We start from the raw sequence: 16,311 nt of genomic DNA on the forward strand, positions 1-16,311 counted from the left end.
CCTTTACGGTATAATCCGTTTTTCCCGCGAGCATCCAGCGATGACCAAATATGTTTTCGTCACCGGCGGCGTAGTTTCTTCCCTTGGCAAGGGTATTGCCGCCGCTTCCCTCGCCGCGATCCTTGAATCGCGCGGTCTGAAAGTCACCCTCCTCAAACTCGATCCGTACATCAACGTCGACCCCGGCACGATGAGCCCGTTCCAGCACGGCGAAGTGTTCGTGACGGAAGACGGCGCGGAGACCGACCTCGACCTCGGCCACTACGAGCGCTTCATCAGCACGAAGATGCGCAAGGCCAACAACTTCACGACCGGCCAGATCTACGAATCGGTGATCCGCAAGGAACGCCGCGGCGACTATCTCGGCAAGACCGTGCAGGTCATCCCGCACATCACGAACGAAATCCAGGCGTTCATCGAGCGCGGGGCCGCGTCGGCCACCTGCGGTGAGCCGGATGTCGCGATCGTCGAGATCGGCGGCACGGTCGGCGACATCGAATCGCTGCCGTTCCTCGAAGCCGCGCGCCAGATGAGCCTGCGCCTCGGTCGCAACAGCGCGTGCTTCGTGCACCTGACGCTGGTGCCGTACGTCGCGACCGCCGGCGAACTGAAGACGAAACCGACCCAGCACAGCGTGCAGAAGCTGCGCGAGATCGGCATCCTGCCGCACGTGCTGCTGTGCCGTGCGGACCGCCGCATTCCGGACGACGAATCGAAGAAGATCTCGATGTTCTCGAACGTGCCGGAAGACGCCGTGATCTCGGTGTGGGACGCCGACAGCATCTACAAGATTCCGCAGATGCTGCACGACCAGGGCCTCGACCGCATCATCTGCGAGGAACTGAAGCTGTCGCCGAAGGACGCGGACCTGACCATGTGGTCGGAGCTGGTCGAAAAGCTCGAGAACCCGAAGCACGAAGTGACGATCGGCATGGTCGGCAAGTATGTCGACCTGACCGAGTCGTACAAGTCGCTGATCGAGGCGCTGCGCCACGCATCGCTGCACACGTCGACCAAGGTCAACATCGAGTACATCGACTCGGAAGAGATCGAGACGAACGGTGTCGACAGCCTGAAGCATCTCGACGCTGTGCTGGTGCCGGGCGGTTTCGGCCGTCGCGGCACGGAAGGCAAGATCGCGGCGATCCGCTATGCGCGTGAAGCCAAGGTGCCGTATCTCGGCATCTGCCTCGGCATGCAGCTCGCGGTGATCGAGTTCGCGCGCGACGTCGTCGGCCTGAAGCAGGCGAACAGCACGGAATTCGAGCCGGACACGCCGGAACGCGTGGTCGCGCTGATCACCGAGTGGTACGACCGCGACGGCAAGGTCGAGACGCGTACCGAGGAATCCGATCTCGGCGGCACGATGCGCCTGGGTTCGCAGCGCTGCCCGATCAAGCCGGGCACGATGGCGGAAGAGATCTATGGCAAGGACGTGAACGAGCGCCATCGCCACCGTTATGAAGTCAATAACCGCTTCGTGCCCCAGCTCGAAGCCGGCGGCCTTATCATCAGCGCCCGTACCCCGAGCGAGGATCTGCCGGAGATGATGGAACTGCCGCGTTCGATGCACCCGTGGTTCGTCGGCGTCCAGTTCCACCCGGAATTCACGTCCACGCCGCGTGACGGTCACCCCCTCTTCAAGTCGTTCGTCGAAGCTGCGCTTGCCAACAAGCAAGCGCGCGGAGTGTAAGCATGAAGCTGTGCGATTTCGAGGTCGGTCTCGACAAGCCTTTCTTCCTGATCGCGGGTACCTGCGTCGTCGAATCGGAGCAAATGACGATCGACACGGCGGGCCGCCTGAAGGAGATCTGCGCGAAGCTGAACATTCCGTTCATCTACAAGTCGTCCTACGACAAGGCGAACCGCAGCTCGGGCAAGTCGTTCCGTGGCCTCGGAATGGACGAGGGCCTGCGGATCCTGTCCGAGGTGAAGCGTCAACTCGGCCTGCCGGTGCTGACCGACGTGCATTCGATCGAAGAGATCGAGCAGGTCGCGTCGGTCGTCGACGTGCTGCAGACGCCGGCGTTCCTGTGCCGCCAGACCGATTTCATTCATGCGTGCGCGCGCTCGGGCAAGCCCGTCAACATCAAGAAGGGCCAGTTCCTCGCGCCGCACGACATGAAGAACGTGATCGACAAGGCGCGCGAAGCGGCCCGTGAAGCAGGGCTGTCGGAAGACCGTTTCATGGCGTGCGAGCGCGGTGTCTCGTTCGGCTACAACAATCTGGTGTCGGACATGCGTTCGCTCGCGATCATGCGCGAGACGAGCGCCCCGGTCGTGTTCGACGCGACCCACTCGGTGCAGCTGCCGGGCGGGCAGGGCACGAGCTCGGGCGGCCAGCGCGAATTCGTGCCGGTGCTCGCGCGTGCGGCGGTCGCGACGGGCGTCGCGGGCCTGTTCATGGAGACGCACCCGAATCCGGCAGAAGCCAAGTCGGACGGCCCGAACGCCGTGCCGCTGAACCGGATGAGTGCGCTGCTGGAGACCCTCGTCACGCTCGACCAGGCGGTGAAGCGCAATCCGTTCCTGGAAAACGATTTCAATTAAAGATCGAATGAACCTTGCGACGGCTTCGCGCGTCAGTAGCGAAAGCGGTTCGGGCGCGCGCGCCGTCGCAGTTTGAAGAATCCATCGTCATTCTCAGAGGAAACCCATGAGTGCAATCGTAGATATCATCGGCCGCGAGATTCTGGATTCGCGCGGCAACCCCACCGTCGAATGCGACGTGCTGCTCGAATCGGGCACGATGGGCCGCGCGGCGGTGCCGTCGGGCGCGTCCACCGGCTCGCGTGAAGCGATCGAATTGCGCGACGGCGAAGCCGGCCGCTACAACGGCAAGGGCGTGCTGAAGGCAGTCGAGCATATCAACACCGAAATCTCCGAAGCCATCATGGGCCTCGACGCGTCGGAACAGGCGTTCCTCGACAAGACGCTGCTCGAGCTGGACGGCACCGACAACAAGTCGCGCCTCGGCGCGAACGCGATGCTGGCCGTGTCGATGGCCGTCGCGAAGGCAGCCGCCGAAGAGGCCGGCCTGCCGCTGTACCGCTACTTCGGCGGTTCGGGTGCGATGCAACTGCCGGTACCGATGATGAACATCGTCAACGGCGGCGCGCACGCGAACAACAGCCTCGACATCCAGGAATTCATGATCGTCCCGGTGAGCCAGCCGACGTTCCGTGAAGCCCTGCGTTGCGGCGCGGAAGTGTTCCACGCACTGAAGAAGATCCTGAGCGACCGCGGCATGAGCACGGCAGTCGGCGACGAAGGCGGCTTCGCGCCGAACTTCGGTAGCAACGACGAGTGCCTGTCGACGATCCTGCAGGCGATCGAGAAGGCCGGCTACCGTGCCGGTGAAGACGTGCTGCTCGCGCTCGACTGCGCGGCATCCGAGTTCTACCACGACGGCAAGTACCAGCTCGCGGGCGAAGGCCTGCAACTGTCGTCGGCCGAATTCACCGACTACCTCGCGACGCTCGCCGACAAGTTCCCGATCGTATCGATCGAGGACGGCATGCACGAAAGCGACTGGGAAGGCTGGAAGCTGCTGACCGATCGCCTCGGCAAGAAGGTGCAGCTGGTCGGCGACGATCTGTTCGTCACGAACACGCGCATCCTGAAGGAAGGCATCGAGAAGGGCATCGCGAACTCGATCCTCATCAAGATCAACCAGATCGGTACGCTGACCGAAACGTTCGCGGCAATCGAAATGGCGAAGCGCGCCGGCTACACGGCCGTGATCTCGCACCGCTCGGGCGAAACGGAAGATTCGACGATCGCGGACATCGCGGTCGGCCTGAACGCCGGTCAGATCAAGACGGGTTCGCTGTCGCGCAGCGACCGCATCTCGAAGTACAACCAGCTGCTGCGCATCGAGGAAGATCTCGGCGACATCGCAAGCTACCCGGGTAAATCGGCTTTCTATAACCTGCGCTAACGCGCTACTATCGGGTTCGTCATATCGACGCCGCTCTGTGCATGTGCGCGGAGCGGCGCTTCTTATATCTGCGGTTCTTACATGCGGCTTGTCACTGTCGTCCTGATTGCCTTGCTGGCGCTCATTCAGTACCCCCTATGGTGGGGACACGGCGGCTGGCTGCGGGTGCATGAATTGCGTCAGCAGCTCGACGACCAGCTCCAGAAGAACGCGGACGAGAAGCTGCGCAACGAGCGCACCGCAGGCGAAGTACAGGATCTGCAGGGCGGCACCGCGGCCATCGAGGAGCGCGCGCGCTACGAGATGGGCATGGTGAAGGACGGTGAGGTATTCGTGCAGTTCGTGTCGCCGAATGCGCCTGCCGCACCGCTGAACAACACGCCGTCGAATACGTCGACGCGCGGCGCCGTCTCCGCGGCGCCGGTCCGTGTCGTGCCGAATCCGCAGTCGATCGCGAAGCCGTCGCGGCATCATGGCGGCGACAAGGGCAAGGCCGCGCATCACTGATGCACGATTGCTCGAATCCATTGAAAAAGCGCGGGAAATGCCGCGCTTTTTTATTTCCTGCCGGTAGTCAATCGGCTGAGCGCTGCACGCTCACCACCACCATCCCGGGTAGCCGTAGCTGATGCCCGAGCCCCAGCGATTGCCCCATCCGCCGTAATATCCGCCGTAGACCGTCACCGGCGCCGGCGAATAATAGGCCCATGCGCGCGCGGCGGCCTCGGCGGCGATCGCGCTGTTCTGTTCGCGCAGCACCTGCTGGTCGATCTCGTCGTAGCGCTTGCGTTCGGCGCTCGAGAGCGCGGGCGGCTGGCCGCCCGATGCACCGGGTTCGGGCAGGCGGCTCAGGATCGTGGAAGTCGGCGGCGGCATCGCGCAGCCGGCGAGTGCGAGCGTGCCGGCGGCAACGCTCGTCAGGACGATGGTGCGGAACGGACGATGAAGCGGGCTCATGTGTTTCTCCTGCAGCGCGCCGACGACGGGAAGCGGCTTGCGCCGAAGTGCGTGACTTCGGCGCCGGAGCCTTGCGTGCGACGCTCGTGCGTCATTATGCGCCCGTGCCCGGACGGCGGGCATCGGGCCACTGATCAGTGACGCTGCTCGGTCGCGGGCGCAATGCCCGTCTCGACGCCGGGTGCCGCGAACAGCTGCGCGACGTCGACGGGATCGAATTCATAGCGCTGGTTGCAGAACTCGCAATGAATCTCGACATGGCCGCGCTCGACGATCACGCTGTCGACTTCTTCGCGGCCGAGCATGCGCAGCATCGCGCCGACCTTCTCGCGCGAGCACGAGCACTGGAAACGCGTGCCGGCCGGTTCGAAGTGCTGCACGTTTTCCTGCCAGAACAGCCGGCGGAACACGACTTCCGGTTCGACCTCGAGCAGTTCCTGGGCGGACAGCGTGCCGCCGAGCGTGCAGACGCGCTCCCACGTATCGGTATCGGTTTCGGCGTTACGCGGCACGATGCCGCCGTCGCCCGGCAGCTTCTGCAGCAGCATGCCGACCGCGCGGTCGCGATCGGCCGCGAGCCACATCCGCGTGTCGAGCTGTTCCGAGTGATGCATGTAATGCTCGAGCACCTGCGAGACCGATTCAAGCGGGCCGTCGACGCCGTTCAGCGGGACGATGCCCTGGTACGGCTGCTGGCCCGGCAGCTTGTCGGCCGGGTCGAGCGTGATCACGCAGCGGCCGTGGCCGCTCGCGTTGACGAGCGACGCGAAGCGCGTGTCGTCGCCGATCGTCTGGGCGGAGTCGCCGGCGAACTTCGCCGTGGCCCGCATCGACAGATCCGAACCGCACTGGACGACCAGCATCTGGACCGGCCCGTCGCCGAAGATCTGCATGATCAGGGTGCCGTTGAATTTCAGGTTCGCGGACAGCAGCGCGCACGCGGCCATCATCTCGCCGAGGATCGTGCGCACCGGGGCAGGGTAGTCGCGGCGGGCGAGCACTTCCTGCCACGTATTGCGCAGCGAAACGATCTCGCCGCGCACGGGCGCCGCATTGAACATGAATTTCTGTAACTGGTCGCTCACTCTTCTTCCTTGAAATCCGTGCGAATCACCCGATCCGCACGAGTTGCTCCTTGAAATGCGCACGCCGCTCGACGTACGTCTTCGCGTTCGTGCGCAGCCGCGCAATGTCTTCCGCCGACAGTTCGCGCACGACTTTCGCCGGTGCGCCGAGAATCAGCGAGTTGTCCGGGAACGTCTTGCCTTCCGTCACGACCGCGCCGGCACCAACCAGACAGTTGCGGCCGATTACCGCTCCATTCAAGACCACCGCCTGGATACCGACCAGTGAACCCTCGCCGATCGTGCAGCCGTGCAGCATGGCCTGGTGCCCGATCGTCACGTTTTCGGCAATCGTCAGCGGAAAGCCGGGGTCCGTGTGCAGGACCGCGCCTTCCTGGACGTTGCTGCCAGCGCCGACGGTGATCGTCTCGTTGTCGCCGCGAATCGTCGCGCCGAACCAGACGCTCGCGTTCTCCTCGAGCACGACCTTGCCGATGATGGCCGCCGTATCGGCGACGAATACGCTTTCGTGGATCGTCGGGGCCGTATCGCCCAGCTTGTAGATCGTCACGGAGTCTCCTTGTCTCTTCGATGATGGGCGCCGGTAGAATGGCGCGTCTGGTTTGCCCGGCGCATGCGCATTGCGCCGCGGAACAATCGCCTATTGTAAACCGTCGCGTGCGTGTGCTCCCGCGATGCGCACGCAGGGTGTCCCCGTTTATGAGCATGGAGTCTTCTTCTTTCGGCAATGCGTCTGCCTGCGTGCGCCGCACCGCGCTTGCCGCGCTGCGTGACGCCGAACCCGCGGCCAAGGCCGCCCAGGTGCGCGCGCTCCACGATGCGCTGCGGGCCGGGCAGGCGGCGATCGCGCCGTCGCTCGAATTGCCCGAGCCGGCCGATCTGCCGGGCCGGCCGGCGCGCCCGCCGCTCGTCGAGCCGCGCCAGCTCGAGCGACGCAGCATGCGTTCGCCCGAAGGGCGCGCCGTGCTGCTGCACGCGCTTGCCCATATCGAGTTCAATGCGATCAACCTGGCGCTCGATGCGGTCTGGCGCTTCGCGGGCCTGCCGGCCCCGTTCTATGCGGACTGGCTGAAGGTGGCGGCCGAGGAGGCCTATCACTTCACGCTGCTGTCCGAGCGCCTGGCGGCGTTCGGGCATGCGTACGGCGATTTTCCCGCGCACAACGGCCTGTGGGAGATGTGCGAGCGCACCAAGGGCGACGTGCTGGCGCGCATGGCGCTCGTGCCGCGCACGCTCGAGGCCCGCGGGCTCGACGCATCGCCGCCGATCCGCGCGCGGCTCCTGCAGGCGGGCGACGATGCGTCGGCTGCGATCCTCGACGTGATCCTGCGCGACGAAATCGGCCATGTCGCGATCGGCAACCGCTGGTTCCGGCATCTGTGCGACGAAGCCGGCCGCGATCCCGTGCCCACCTACCGGCAGCTCGCCGAGCAATACCATGCGCCGCGGCTGCGGGGCCCGTTCAATTTCGATGCGCGCCGCGATGCCGGATTCGAGCAGGCCGAACTCGACGAACTGGCTGCGCAGGACGTGGCGGAGGGCGGCGCACCGCGCTAGCGGGCTCGCGTTCGGCCGCGCTTCGACGAGCCGCCTGCAGTCCCGGGTGCCAGGACATGGCGCTTCCCCGCGGCCCCTGGCGTACGCGCACCGCTAGAGCGGCACCTCGATTGCCGGACGCCGGAAAGAGGGCGTCGCCGCTATAATCGAACGATCATTCTTTTTTCTGGCGGCTGCAATGAGGGCATCGAGTTCTGTTTCCGATTTCGTCACGGTGCGCGGCGTCCAGCTGCATGTCCGGCGCTGGGGCGGGCCCGATGCGCCGACGCTGTTCATGCTGCATGGCTGGATGGACGTCTCGGCATCGTTCCAGTTCGTCGTCGACGCGCTCGCGGGCGACTGGCAGGTGATCGCGCCCGATGCGCGCGGTTTCGGGCTGTCCGACTGGCCGGTCGCGCGCCAGGGCGGCGGGCACTACTGGTTCCACGAGTACCTGGGCGACCTCGATGCACTCGTCGACCACTATGCGCCGACCGGCGAAGTCAACCTGGTCGGGCACAGCATGGGCGCGAACGTCGTGTGCCTGTATGCCGGCGCGCGGCCGGAGCGCGTGCGGCGCGTGGTCGATCTCGAGGGTTTCGGGCTGGCGCCCGCGCGGGCCGAGCAGGCGCCGCGCCGGTTGCGCGGCTGGCTGGACGAGTTGCGTGAGCCGCCCGTGCTGCGACCTTACGCGTCCCTCGACGACGTGGCGGCGCGCCTGATCAAGACCAATCCGCGGCTCGACCCGCGCCGCGCGGCGTTCCTCGCCGCGCACTGGTCGAAGCGTGGCGACGACGGCCAGTACCACCTGCTGGCCGACCCCGCGCACAAGATGCCGGGCCCGCTGCTGTACCGGCTCGACGAAGTGATGGCCACCTGGGCGCAGGTGCGCGCGAAGGTGCTGCACGTCGAAGCCGTCAATTCGCCGACGCTCGCCCACATCGCGGGCGACATCCCGCTGCCGGAATTCAAGGCGCGCTTCAACGCGTTCCCCGACTGGCGCGAGAAGCTCGTCGAGGATGCCGGCCACATGGTGCATCACGACCAGCCCGAGCAGATCGCGGCGCTGATCGAGGCGTTCTGCGCGTAAGCGCGCGGCGGCAGCGGCGGGGCACGCGGGCGGCGTCTTGCCGCGTTGCAGTAGAATGAAGCCTTACCTGCCATGCCGACAATGAACGCTGATCTCCACTGCCATTCGAATGTTTCCGACGGGTTGCTGCCGCCTGCCGACGTCGCGCGCCGCGCTCATGCCGGCGGCGTGACCCTGTGGGCGCTGACCGACCACGACGAAATCGGCGGCCAGGCAGCGGCGCGCAGCGAAGCGGAAGCGCTCGGCATGCGCTACCTGAGCGGCGTCGAGATTTCGGTCACGTGGGCGTCGCGCACCGTGCACATCGTCGGCCTGAATGTCGATCCCGCGAACCAAGTGCTGGTCGACGGCCTGTACCGCACGCGCCACGGCCGCGCGGCGCGCGCGGTGGCGATCGGCGAGCAGCTCGCCACGCTCGGCATTCCCGGTGCGTACGAGGGTGCGTTGAAGTACGTGTCGAATCCCGACCTGATCTCGCGCACACACTTCGCCCGCTTCCTCGTTGAAAACGGTCATGCCACGTCGACATCCGATGTGTTCGATCGGCTGCTCGGCGACGACAAGCCCGGGTTCGTCCCGCACCGCTGGGCGACACTGCCCGACGCCGTCGCGTGGATTCGGGCGGCGGGTGGCGAAGCCATCGTCGCGCATCCGGGCCGCTACCGCTACACGCCCGTCGAATTCGACGCGTTCTTCGGCGAGTTCATCGATCTGGGCGGCCGCGCGATCGAGGTCGTCACGGGCAGCCACACCCCCGACCAGTACCGCGAATACGCGGACGTCGCACGCCGCTTCGGCTTCGAAGCGTCGCGCGGCTCGGATTTCCATGCGCCAGGCGAGGGCCGTGTCGAGCTCGGCAGCCTGCCGCCGTTGCCGCCCGACCTGACACCGGTCTGGGAACGCTGGCTCTGACACCGGGCGGCGGCCTGCCACCTGCGTTGCTGTTGGCCGCGCGCATCCGACTTTTCCCCCTTTACGACCCCCCATGTCCCAGTTCTTCAGGATTCACCCGGATAATCCGCAGCCGCGCCTGATCAAGCAGGCGGTGGAAATCGTCAGCAAGGGCGGCGTGATCGCGATGCCGACCGATTCGAGCTATGCGCTCGCGTGCCATCTCGACGACAAGGACGCGGTCGAGCGCGTGCGCCGGATTCGCGGCCTCGACGAGAAGCAGCACCTGTCGCTGCTCGTGCGCGACCTGTCGGAGCTCGCCAACTTCGCGATGGTCGACAACCGCCAGTACCGGCAGATCAAGTCGGTGACGCCGGGCCCGTACGTCTTCATCCTGCAGGCGACGAAGGAAGTGCCGCGCCGGCTGTCGCACCCGTCGCGCAAGACGATCGGGCTGCGCGTGCCCGATCACGCGATCACGCTCGCGTTGCTCGAATCGCTCGGCCAGCCGCTGCTCGGCACGACGCTGATCCTGCCGCCGGACGACGAGCCGCTCAACGATCCCGAAGAAATCCGCGAGCGGCTCGAGAAGCAGGTCGACCTCGTGATCGACGGTGGCGCGTGCCCGCGCGAGCCGTCGACGGTGATCGACCTGACCGGCGACGAGCCCGAGCTCGTGCGTGCGGGGCGCGGCGCGCTCGAACCGTTCGGACTCTCGGCCGCGTAAGCGCGCCGTTCCATTTTTTGCGCGAGTGCGCTTGTTACAATAACGCGATATGGATGCTTCCCTGATACAGACCATCGCCGTCTACGCGCTGCCCGTGATCTTCGCGATCACGTTGCACGAGGCCGCGCATGGCTACGCCGCCCGCCTGCTCGGCGACAACACTGCCTACATGATGGGGCGCGTGTCGTTCAACCCGATGCGTCACATCGATCCGCTCGGCACGATTGCGATCCCGCTCGCGATGTATTTCCTGACGGGCGGCGCGTTCCTGTTCGGCTATGCGAAGCCGGTGCCGGTGTCGTTCGGCAACCTGCGCGATCCGCGCTGGGGCAGCCTGTGGGTATCGCTCGCGGGTCCGGCCTGCAACTTCGTGCAGGCGCTGATCTGGGGCGTGCTGACCCTCGTGCTGCCCGCCGTCGGCATCGACGAGCCGTTCTTCACGCGGATGGCGTTTGCCGGCGTCAGCGCGAACCTCGTGCTCGGCGTGCTGAACCTGTTTCCGCTGCCGCCGCTCGACGGCGGCCGCATCCTGGCGGCGCTGCTGCCGACGAAGCAATCGATCGCGCTGTCGCGCATCGAGCCGTACGGTTTCATCATCGTCCTCGCGCTGGTCGCGACGGGCGTGCTGACGAATTTCTGGCTGCGCCCGCTCGTCAACGTCGGCTACGCCGTCCTGAGCGCCATCCTGTCCCCATTCGCCTCGCTTCTCTAACGACAATCATGTTCCCTGAACGTATTTTCTCCGGCATGCGACCCACCGGGTCGCTGCACCTCGGTCACTATCACGGCGTGCTGAAAAACTGGGTGAAGCTGCAATCCGAGTACCCGTGCTTCTTCTGCGTCGTCGACTGGCATGCGCTGACGACGCACTACGAGACTCCCGAGGTCATCGAGAAGAACGTGTGGGACGTGCTGATCGACTGGCTCGCATCCGGCATCGATCCGGCGCAGGCCACGCTGTTCATCCAGAGCAAGGTGCCCGAGCACGCCGAACTCGCGCTGCTGCTCGGCATGAGCACGCCGCTCGGCTGGCTCGAACGCGTGCCGACCTACAAGGAGCAGATGGAGAAGCTGAAGGACAAGGATCTGTCGACCTACGGCTTCCTCGGTTATCCGGTGCTGATGGCGGCCGACATCCTGCTGTATCGCGGCTCGCTCGTGCCGGTCGGTGAAGACCAGGTGCCGCACGTCGAGATGACCCGCGAGATCGCGCGCCGCTTCAACTACCTGTACGGCCGCGAGCCGGGTTTCGAGGAGAAGGCGCTCGATGCCGCGAAGAAGCTCGGCGGCAAGCGCGCGAAGCTCTATCACGAGCTGCGCAACGCGTATCAGCAGGAGGGCGACGACGAGGCGCTCGAACAGGCGCGCGCGATGCTGCAGGAATCGCAGAGCCTGTCAATGAGCGACCGCGAGCGCCTGTTCGGCTATCTCGAAGGCGCGCGCAAGATCATCCTGGTCGAGCCGCAGGCGCTGCTCACCGAAGCATCGCGGATGCCGGGCCTCGACGGGCAGAAGATGTCCAAGTCGTACGGCAACACGATCGGCCTGCGGGAAGACGCCGAGACGATCACGAAGAAGGTCCGCACGATGCCGACCGACCCGGCGCGCGTGCGCCGCACCGATCCGGGCGATCCCGACAAGTGCCCGGTGTGGCAGCTGCACCAGGTCTATACGGACGAAGCGACGCACGACTGGGTGCAGAAGGGCTGCCGCTCGGCGGGTATCGGCTGCCTCGACTGCAAGCAGCCGGTCGTCGAAGGCATCCTGCGCGAACAGCAGCCGATGCTCGAGCGCGCGCAGAAGTACATGGACGACCCGTCGCTGCTGCGCGCGATCGTCGCGGACGGTTGCGACAAGGCGCGCAAGTACGCGACGGAAACGATGCGCGACGTGCGTGACGCGATGGGCCTGTCGTACAACTGATCGACTGCATGAGCGCATTCGTCATCGCCGCCGCGGGCGGCCACGTCGCCCAGGCCGAGCCGTCGCGCTGGGTCGCGCAATGGTCGCGGCTCGTGTCGCCGGGCGGCGCGGTGCTGGATGTCGCCGCGGGCGGCGGCCGCCATGCGCGCTGGTTCGCGTCGCACGGCCATCCGGTCGTCGCACTCGACCGCGACCCGGCCGCACTGGCCGCATTGCGTTCGATTCCGGGCGTCGATGCCCGTGACGCCGATCTCGAAGGCGCGCCGTGGCCGTTGCCGGCCGGCGAGCAGTTTGCGGCGGTGGTGGTCACGAATTATCTGCATCGTCGGCTCTGGCCCCATCTGCTCGATGCGGTGGCGCCGGGCGGCGTGCTGATCTACGAAACCTTCGCGCAAGGAAACGAAACGGTCGGGAAACCGTCCAACCCCGCGTTCCTGCTCGCCCCGGGCGAGCTGCTGGACGCCGTGCACGGCCGCCTGCGGGTGGTCGCGTACGAAGACGGGTTCGTCGCCGCGCCGCGCGAGGCATTCGTCCAGCGTCTCTGCGCAGTGCGCGAGGGCGCGACCCCGAAGGCGGGGGCGGGAATTCCACGTTACGAACTGCCCGGCTAATCCGCTACAATCTCAATGTTTACCGGTACATAATCTCATTCGCGTTTCATGGCTAACGGCACCCAAGACGGCATTCAAATCCGCGGCAGCATCCCCGCGATCGTCACCCCGATGCTCGAAGACGGCAGTCTCGACCTGCCGGCGTTTCGCAAACTGATCGACTGGCACATCGCGGAAGGCACCGATGCGCTGGTCGTGGTCGGTACGAGCGGCGAGTCGGCAACGCTCAACGTCGAAGAGCACATCCTGATGATCCGCACGGCGGTCGAGCATGCGGCGAAACGCATCCCGATCATCGCGGGCGCGGGCGGCAACTCGACCGCCGAGGCGATCGAGCTGACGAAGCACGCGAAGGCTGTCGGTGCGGACGCGACGCTCCAGGTCGTGCCGTACTACAACAAGCCGACGCAGGAAGGCATGTACCGTCACTTCAAGACGATCGCCGAAGCGGTCGACCTGCCGGTGATCCTGTACAACGTGCCGGGCCGTACGGTCGCCGACATGGCGAACGAGACGACGCTGCGCCTCGCGGAAGTCCCGGGCATCATCGGCGTGAAGGAAGCGACCGGCAACATCGATCGCGCCGCGCACCTGATCAAGGCCGCCCCGAAGCATTTCGCGATCTATAGCGGCGACGATCCGACCGCGATCGCGCTGATGCTGCTCGGCGGCCACGGCAACATCTCGGTCACGGCGAACGTCGCACCGCGCGCGATGAGCGACCTGTGCCGCGCGGCGCTGGCCGGTGACGTACAGACGGCTCGCGCGCTGCACATGAAGCTGCTGTCGCTGCACAAGAACCTGTTCATCGAGGCGAACCCGATTCCGGTGAAGTGGGCGCTGCAGGCGATGGGCAAGATGCAGGGCGGCATCCGCTTGCCGCTCACGGCGCTCGACGAGCGCTGCCACGAAGCCGTGCGTTCGGCCCTCGTCGAGGCCGGCGTCCTCGCCTGATGCCGAGGCGGCCGCGTCCTGCGGCCGCCGGCTCGAACCCTGATCAACCCGCACCGGCCGGCTCCGTCCGGCGCCGCTCCTGACGAGCGTTCTAGCAAGACGAAGGATTTCATGAAACGTTTCGCCTTTTCCTCTCGCGCCATCCAGATGTCGGTGATGGCGCTGGCGCTGGGCGCGCTCGCCGGCTGCGATACGCTGAACGATTACCTGGCCCCAGACCGGGTCAACTACAAGAACACCGGTTCGGCGCCGCCGCTCGCGGTGCCGAGCGACCTGAAGCCGGTGCCGACGACGCAGCAGTTCGTCGCGCCGCCGAGCAACGCCGGCCTCGGCACGCTGCCGCCGCGGGTCACGACGCAGGCGGGCAACGCGACCGACGGCATCCCGAGCGCGCAGGATCCGCTTGGCATGCACATCGAGCGCGACGGCGACCGCCGCTGGCTCGTCGTCGATGGCCGCACGCCCGAGCAGCTGTGGCCGATCCTGAAGGAATTCTGGCAGGAGAACGGCTTCTCGCTGAAGACCGATGCGCCGTCGACGGGCATCATGGCCACCGACTGGGCTGAAAACCGCGCGAACATCCCCGACGACTGGTTCCGCCGTACGATCGGCAAGGTCATCGATTTCGCGTACTCGTCCGGCACGCGCGACCGCTTCCGTACGCTCGTGAACCGCACGTCGGACGGCAACACCGATATCTCGATCACGCACAGCGCGATGGAAGAAATGATGGTCGGCCCGCAGGGCGGCACGTCGTCGCGCTGGGAAGAGCGTCCGCGCAACCCGGTGCTCGAAGCCGTATTCCTGTCGAAGCTGATGCAGAAGTTCGGCCTGACCGATGCGCAGGCGAAGCAGCTGCTGACCGATGCCCGCCCTGCGACGGCGCCTGCGCAGGTCAGCGACACGAGCAGCGGCGGGGCGACGCTGCAACTGGCCGAGTCGTTCGACCGCGCATGGCTGCGCGTGGGCCTGGCGCTCGACCGCACCAACTTCGCGGTCGACAATCGTGATCGCGAGAAGGGTGTGTACACCGTGCGCTATGCGAACACGATGGAAGAGCTCAAGCGCGACGGCCTGTTCGGCAAGCTGTTCTATGGCGGTCCGTCGGCCGCGAAGCCGGGCAAGGAGTACCTCGTCAACGTGCGTGCACAGGGCAACGGCAGCACGCAGGTTGCGGTGGTCGGCGCGAACGGCCAGGTCGACAACTCGTCGGACGCACAGCGGATCATTTCGCTGCTCCACGCGCAACTGAACTAAGCGCGTGCGATTCTCCAGCCTCGGAAGCGGCAGCGAAGGCAACGCGCTGGTCGTCGAGGCCTCGAGCGGCACGACGACCACCCGCGTGCTGCTCGACTGCGGCTTTTCCGCCAAGGAGGTCGAGCGCCGGCTCGGCCGACTGAATCTCTGCATCGGCGATCTCGATGCGATCCTCATTACCCACGAACACAGCGACCACGTTGGCAGCGCTTTGACGCTCGCCCGCCGCGGATCGCTGCCGCTCTACATGAGCTGGGGCACCGCGCGCGCGGTTGGCGCGGATGAGGCCGATGTCGATCTCCACGTGCTGTGGGGCGACGAGACGGCCGCGATCCGCGATCTGGCCGTGATGCCCTATACCGTCCCTCACGACGCGCGTGAGCCGCTCCAGTTCGTCTTTATGGACGGCGCCAGCCGGCTCGGCGTACTGACCGACGTCGGAATGGCCACGCCGCACATCACGGCCGTCCTGAGCGGCTGTGACGCGCTGGTGCTCGAATCCAACCACGATACCGCGATGCTGGCCTCGAGCCGCTATCCGCAGTCGCTGAAGGCACGTATCGGCGGCACCCACGGCCACCTGAGCAATGACGCCGCAGCGGACATCCTCGCGTCGCTGGAGCGCAGCCGCCTCAAGCACCTGGTCGCGGCGCACCTGAGCCAGCAGAACAACCTGCCGGAACTGGTCCGCCAGGCGTTTGGCGGTGTACTGGGGACGAGCGGGGACGACGTGGTCGTGGCCACGCAGGACGCGGGCTTCGACTGGCTGGCGCTCGGATGAGCGGGGCGGCGCCGCTGCGGCGGCCCGTGCGACTGCCGTGCGATGGACGCTGAAGCGACAGACGTAAAAAAACCGGCCCTCGGGCCGGTTTTTTTTCAGCTGACGCTGAGGCTTACTGGCTTGCGCCCGAAGCCGGAGCAGCCGTCGCTGCCGAAGCAGCCGACGCCACTGCAGCAGCAGCGTCGCTCGCAGCAGCCGTTGCCGACGAAGCAGCAGCCGAAGCGTCGCTCGCAGCACCAGCAACTGCCGAAGCAGCCGACGAAGCAGCAGCAGCCGCGTCGCTTGCAGCCGACGAAGCAGCTTGATCAGCGCTCTTGTTGCAAGCAGCCAGTGCAACAGCAGCCAACAGGGAAGCTACGAGGAGGGATTTCTTCATGATCACGTCCTTTTATGGTTAAAGGTAAGCAACAGCGCGAAACAATACCGGTAATGTGCTCCAACACCGACCTGGGCCGCTGGTGGAGATGCACTTCTTAGAGCGTGAATCTTCCCTACGGCTTGGGCGGAAATTATATGCACTTTCCTATCGACCGTCGACAAATGCGGGGTCAATACGTTG

At 66.0% G+C, this 16,311-nt stretch carries 18 protein-coding genes and 1 pseudogene; 15 read left to right on the forward strand and 4 right to left on the reverse strand.

All coding sequences use genetic code 11. The annotated features are described in order from the left end of the window. Positions 1-40 precede the first annotated feature (40 nt). The 4 genes from CFB34_RS30080 to ftsB all read left to right on the forward strand — a co-directional run bounded on the left by CFB34_RS30080 (position 41) and on the right by ftsB (position 4,447). Positions 41-1,693, forward strand: coding sequence for a CTP synthase (locus tag CFB34_RS30080; protein WP_089431257.1), 1,653 nt, complete (start codon positions 41-43; stop codon positions 1,691-1,693). A 2-nt stretch (positions 1,694-1,695) separates the two neighbouring features. Next, positions 1,696-2,550: a 3-deoxy-8-phosphooctulonate synthase gene (gene kdsA / locus CFB34_RS30085; protein ID WP_046546045.1), complete on the forward strand. Its 855-nt coding sequence runs from the start codon at positions 1,696-1,698 to the stop codon at positions 2,548-2,550. Between the two features lie 106 nt (positions 2,551-2,656). Further along, positions 2,657-3,940, forward strand: a complete 1,284-nt coding sequence (eno, locus tag CFB34_RS30090; RefSeq protein WP_011352544.1) for a phosphopyruvate hydratase — start codon at positions 2,657-2,659, stop codon at positions 3,938-3,940. An 81-nt stretch (positions 3,941-4,021) separates the two neighbouring features. Next, positions 4,022-4,447 (forward strand): cell division protein FtsB, encoded by a 426-nt coding sequence (gene ftsB, locus CFB34_RS30095; RefSeq protein WP_089440499.1) that lies wholly within the window; start codon positions 4,022-4,024, stop codon positions 4,445-4,447. Between the two features lie 90 nt (positions 4,448-4,537). Here the strand turns inward: ftsB and CFB34_RS30100 are convergent, their stop codons facing one another. From CFB34_RS30100 to CFB34_RS30110, 3 genes are all read right to left on the reverse strand, one after another. Next, the gene (locus CFB34_RS30100; protein WP_089440498.1) at positions 4,538-4,897 is read right to left on the reverse strand and encodes a hypothetical protein; all 360 of its coding nucleotides are present in this window, start codon (positions 4,895-4,897) and stop codon (positions 4,538-4,540) included. A 134-nt stretch (positions 4,898-5,031) separates the two neighbouring features. After that, positions 5,032-5,982, reverse strand: a complete 951-nt coding sequence (gene hslO, locus CFB34_RS30105; protein ID WP_089440497.1) for an Hsp33 family molecular chaperone HslO — start codon at positions 5,980-5,982, stop codon at positions 5,032-5,034. Positions 5,983-6,007: 25 nt separating this feature from the next. Beyond that, on the reverse strand, positions 6,008-6,532 hold the full coding sequence (locus CFB34_RS30110; protein WP_071334714.1) for a gamma carbonic anhydrase family protein: 525 nt from the start codon (positions 6,530-6,532) through the stop codon (positions 6,008-6,010). 149 nt (positions 6,533-6,681) lie between these two features. Here CFB34_RS30110 and CFB34_RS30115 point away from each other — a divergent pair, with 149 nt between their 5' ends. From CFB34_RS30115 to CFB34_RS30165, 11 genes are all read left to right on the forward strand, one after another. Continuing rightward, complete coding sequence (locus CFB34_RS30115) at positions 6,682-7,539, forward strand: ferritin-like domain-containing protein (protein ID WP_089440496.1); 858 nt, start codon at positions 6,682-6,684, stop codon at positions 7,537-7,539. Positions 7,540-7,717: 178 nt separating this feature from the next. Further along, complete coding sequence (locus CFB34_RS30120) at positions 7,718-8,608, forward strand: alpha/beta fold hydrolase (RefSeq protein ID WP_089440495.1); 891 nt, start codon at positions 7,718-7,720, stop codon at positions 8,606-8,608. 81 nt (positions 8,609-8,689) lie between these two features. Then, positions 8,690-9,520, forward strand: a complete 831-nt coding sequence (locus CFB34_RS30125; protein ID WP_071334957.1) for a 3',5'-nucleoside bisphosphate phosphatase — start codon at positions 8,690-8,692, stop codon at positions 9,518-9,520. Between the two features lie 73 nt (positions 9,521-9,593). After that, positions 9,594-10,226, forward strand: a complete 633-nt coding sequence (locus tag CFB34_RS30130; RefSeq protein WP_039364722.1) for an L-threonylcarbamoyladenylate synthase — start codon at positions 9,594-9,596, stop codon at positions 10,224-10,226. A gap of 49 nt (positions 10,227-10,275) precedes the next feature. Next, entirely contained in the window at positions 10,276-10,938 is a 663-nt protein-coding gene (locus CFB34_RS30135; protein WP_089440493.1) for a site-2 protease family protein, read from the forward strand. An 8-nt stretch (positions 10,939-10,946) separates the two neighbouring features. Beyond that, positions 10,947-12,149 (forward strand): tryptophan--tRNA ligase, encoded by a 1,203-nt coding sequence (locus CFB34_RS30140; RefSeq protein ID WP_011352534.1) that lies wholly within the window; start codon positions 10,947-10,949, stop codon positions 12,147-12,149. An 8-nt stretch (positions 12,150-12,157) separates the two neighbouring features. After that, entirely contained in the window at positions 12,158-12,760 is a 603-nt protein-coding gene (locus tag CFB34_RS30145) for a class I SAM-dependent methyltransferase (protein WP_089440492.1), read from the forward strand. 48 nt (positions 12,761-12,808) lie between these two features. Continuing rightward, a complete protein-coding gene (dapA, locus tag CFB34_RS30150) occupies positions 12,809-13,714 on the forward strand; it encodes a 4-hydroxy-tetrahydrodipicolinate synthase (protein WP_011352532.1) in 906 nt (301 codons plus the stop codon). A 111-nt stretch (positions 13,715-13,825) separates the two neighbouring features. Continuing rightward, complete coding sequence (gene bamC / locus CFB34_RS30155; protein WP_089440491.1) at positions 13,826-14,971, forward strand: outer membrane protein assembly factor BamC; 1,146 nt, start codon at positions 13,826-13,828, stop codon at positions 14,969-14,971. A 4-nt stretch (positions 14,972-14,975) separates the two neighbouring features. Continuing rightward, the gene (locus tag CFB34_RS30160) at positions 14,976-15,752 is read left to right on the forward strand and encodes an MBL fold metallo-hydrolase (protein WP_089440490.1); all 777 of its coding nucleotides are present in this window, start codon (positions 14,976-14,978) and stop codon (positions 15,750-15,752) included. Between the two features lie 42 nt (positions 15,753-15,794). After that, positions 15,795-16,130, forward strand: a complete 336-nt coding sequence (locus CFB34_RS30165) for a hypothetical protein (RefSeq protein WP_179243609.1) — start codon at positions 15,795-15,797, stop codon at positions 16,128-16,130. Here the strand turns inward: CFB34_RS30165 and CFB34_RS39210 are convergent. Next, a pseudogene (locus tag CFB34_RS39210) lies at positions 16,058-16,304 on the reverse strand (hypothetical protein). The gene CFB34_RS30165 and the pseudogene CFB34_RS39210 sit on opposite strands and share 73 nt — an antisense overlap. Positions 16,305-16,311 lie beyond the last annotated feature (7 nt).

This window comes from Burkholderia sp. HI4860 (assembly GCF_002223045.2).
Lineage (GTDB): Bacteria > Pseudomonadota > Gammaproteobacteria > Burkholderiales > Burkholderiaceae > Burkholderia.